Annotated in this window: 3 protein-coding genes and 1 pseudogene; 3 read left to right on the top strand and 1 reads right to left on the bottom strand. The window is 32.1% G+C overall.

Going from position 1 to position 2,581, the window contains the following annotated elements:
• The 3 genes and pseudogenes from HMPREF3249_RS00265 to HMPREF3249_RS09110 form a co-directional block, all read left to right on the top strand.
• The coding region (locus tag HMPREF3249_RS00265) for a restriction endonuclease subunit S (RefSeq protein ID WP_070670263.1) at positions 1–594 on the top strand (594 nt) is incomplete at its 5' end.
• Positions 595–650: 56 nt separating this feature from the next.
• Positions 651–1,448 carry a tyrosine-type DNA invertase PsrA gene (psrA, locus tag HMPREF3249_RS00260; RefSeq protein ID WP_059220839.1) on the top strand — a complete coding sequence of 266 codons (798 nt, stop codon included), beginning with the start codon at positions 651–653 and terminating at the stop codon, positions 1,446–1,448.
• A 22-nt stretch (positions 1,449–1,470) separates the two neighbouring features.
• A pseudogene (locus HMPREF3249_RS09110) lies at positions 1,471–2,061 on the top strand (restriction endonuclease subunit S); the annotation flags it as partial.
• On the opposite strand, the gene HMPREF3249_RS00250 reads toward HMPREF3249_RS09110, so the two are convergent.
• Positions 2,015–2,581: restriction endonuclease subunit S (locus tag HMPREF3249_RS00250; RefSeq protein WP_257368922.1), on the bottom strand; the 567-nt coding region annotated here is incomplete at its 5' end. The pseudogene HMPREF3249_RS09110 and the gene HMPREF3249_RS00250 sit on opposite strands and share 47 nt — an antisense overlap.

Here is a 2,581-nt window from a genome sequence, read left to right as displayed (position 1 = left end):
ATTGTTTCTCAAGGAGATGATAACTCTCCTTATGAGGAAGTACCCTATGAAATACCAGTAAGTTGGGAGTGGGTGAGGTTAAACGATATAACCTCCTACATTCAACGAGGGAAATCTCCAAAATATTCAAATATTCCTATGTACCCTGTGATTGCTCAGAAATGTAACCAATGGTCTGGTTTTTCCATTGACTTAGCAAAATTTATTGCTCCTGAAACAGTTAATAGTTATCAGGAAGAAAGATTATTAAGAGATGGTGATTTAATGTGGAATTCAACAGGTTTAGGTACGTTAGGAAGATTAGCTATTTACAGTGAAAATAAAAATCCTTATGGATGGGCTGTTGCAGATAGCCATGTTACAGTCATAAGAGTCTTATCGGGATTTATTAACTACCATTTCATCTATAATTTTCTTTCCTCTCCTATTGTGCAGTCAGTTATTGAAGAAAAAGCATCGGGTAGTACAAAACAAAAAGAATTATTAACGAAAACTATAAAAGAATATCTAATTCCTCTCCCCCCACTATCCGAACAATCCAGAATCGTTGATAAAATCGAACAATCTTTCAATATCATTGACGCACTAATTTAGTATAATAGTTTTACGTGCGGTGGAATTTCTATCAAACATAAGATAGGAGTTTTACATTGAAAGATTTTGAATTACATTTGAAGAAAGCTGGTTTAGCTGAAAATACTGTGCGTTCGTACCTTTATGGTGTTCGATTTTTCTTGGAAAATTACGAACTCAAAATGGAAGATTTATTTGAATACAAAGGATATTTATTAGACAATTTTAAACCTAAAACTATCAATTTGCGACTACAAGGAGTAAATAAATATCTGGCTTTTATTGGTCATGATGATTTGAAATTAAAATTTGTCAAAGTACAGCAAAAGCCATTCTTAGAAGATGTCATTAGTCATGCTGATTATCTTTTTCTTAAACGTAGTTTGAAAAAAGATGGTATTTTAAAATGGCATTTTGTTGTATGGTTTTTAGGTGCAACTGGAGCTCGTGTAAGTGAACTTATTAAATTAAAAGTAGAACATGTTGAAATTGGTTATTTTGATATTTACTCAAAAGGTGGTAAAATTCGTAGACTGTACATTCCTAAAAGATTAAGAAATAGTTGTCTAAAATGGTTAGAGACAGAAAATCGCCGAAGTGGTTACTTATTTTTGAACAAATTTAACGAACCAATTACAGCAAGAGGAGTTGCTCAACAGTTAAAAAATTATGCGGATAAATACAAAATGAATCCTAAAGTAATTTACCCTCATTCTTTTAGGCATTTATTTGCTAAGAATTTTTTAGAGAAGTATAACGATATCGCTTTGCTTGCAGATTTGATGGGACACGAAAGCATAGAAACTACTCGAATCTATCTAAGGAAAACAGCTACTGAACAACAAAATATTGTAGATAAAATTGTTAATTGGTAAAAAATAGCAGGAAGTCGGATAAACTTTCTGCTATTTTTGTGATTATGGCTCTCCTTATGGGAACAAAGATGAAACAACCTCTTATCCTGTATATGAAATCCCAGAAGCATGGAGATATATTAAATTTGCTAGCCTAGTTAACTTCAGAATAGGAAAAACTCCTCCACGCAGTGAAGCTACTTTTTGGGGAACTGAAATACCTTGGGTATCTATATCAGATATGCCTATATCTGGTTATGTAACTAATACGAGAGAATCTATTTCTAAATTAGCATTAAAATCAAAGAAAATAGACATTTCACCTAAAGGAACTTTATTAATGAGTTTTAAATTATCTATTGGAAAAGTCGCCATATTGGATATTCCTGCCACTCATAATGAAGCTATTATATCGATATTCCCCTATGCTAATAAAGAAAATATTATCAGAGATTACTTGATGATATTTTTGCCACTTATCTCTACTTCAGGCAATTCTAAAGATGCTATTAAAGGAAAAACATTAAATAGTACCAGTATTTCTGAGTTATTAATCCCTATTTCTAACCATGAAGAGATGAGAAGAATCATTTCCAAAGTTGATTTACTTTTTCAAAAAGTTTCTCAACTTTAGAACTAGTGCATTTCTGTTCTTTTTGAGGAGGTAGAGAAATTGTTATGTTTCCTAAATTTTTGATACTAACTCCACCAATTATACCAGATTTACTCTCCTGAAAATCACTGAGAAATTGCGGGCTTTGAAGAAAATAGTAGAGCCATTTATTTTCTCCATAATAAAAGGATAGGCTACATAATTTATTACCGAAACAAACATCTTGTTCCAATAACCCTATTTTGCGTCCAGCACTACCACCTTCTAAGCACAGCAATACAGAATTGGAATAGCTGATTTTGAATTTTGATAAATATCTATCGGGAATTCTAATGCCGTTATCATAATTAATAGTGCTATCAAAATTGACATCCTTGGTTGCGATATAATTAACCCCATCTACTCCAGAAAAATATTTTTTCTTTTCAGTAGCGTTAATACTGTTTCCAGTGTAAAGATTGGATACACTATCTAGAGTTGAGAGAAGCCAGTTTTCTGGTATCTTCCCATAAGGAGAGTTATCATCTCCTTGAGAAACAAT

The organism is Streptococcus sp. HMSC36C04, from assembly GCF_001839535.1.
Lineage (GTDB): Bacteria > Bacillota > Bacilli > Lactobacillales > Streptococcaceae > Streptococcus > Streptococcus hominis.
This window is presented reverse-complemented; position numbering and strand designations above follow the sequence as displayed.